This is a genomic window from Actinoplanes sp. ATCC 53533, assembly GCF_003947245.1.
This window is the reverse complement of the sequence record NZ_QHHV01000709.1, coordinates 1-565: the sequence shown is the minus strand read 5'-3', so window position 1 is coordinate 565 and position 565 is coordinate 1. Positions and strand designations below refer to the sequence as shown.

Genomic DNA, 565 nt, shown 5'->3' with positions numbered 1-565 from the left:
CGTCGGCGTTGACGCCGGTCGCGACCAGCACGACCGCTTTGACCACCCGGCCCTGTTCACGGACCTTCATGCTCAGCGCGTCGGCGGCGACGAACGTGAACGGCCCGGACTCGGTCCAGGGGCCGGTGCGGAACGCGGCGACCTGGGCGTCGAGGTCGTGGCCATCCGGGAGACCTGTGACCTGGACAGGCTGGTGATGCCCAGGCTCTGCACCAGTTTGTCCATGCGCCGGGTGGAGACGCCGAGTAGGTAGCAGGTCGCGACCACGCTCACCAGGGCGGCCTCGGCCCGCTTACGCCGCTCGAGCAGCCCAATCCCGGGAATACGTGCCTTGGCGCAGTTTCGGGACCGCGACGTCGATCGTGCCAACGCGGGTGTCCAGGTCACGATGGCGGTAGCCGTTACGGGAGTTGACCCGCTCCGGTGAACTCACGCCGTACTCGGCGCCGCAGACCGCGTCCGCGTCGGCCGACAACAGCGAGTTGATCACCGTGGACAGCAGGTGCCGCATCAGGTCCGGCGACGCGTCGCCGAGAGCTTGGTCCAACAGCCCGGCAGGGTTGAT

Annotated in this window: 1 pseudogene; it reads right to left on the bottom strand. The window is 68.7% G+C overall.

From position 1 onward, the window contains the following. A pseudogene (locus tag DMB66_RS60770) lies at window positions 1-565 on the bottom strand (transposase); the annotation flags it as partial.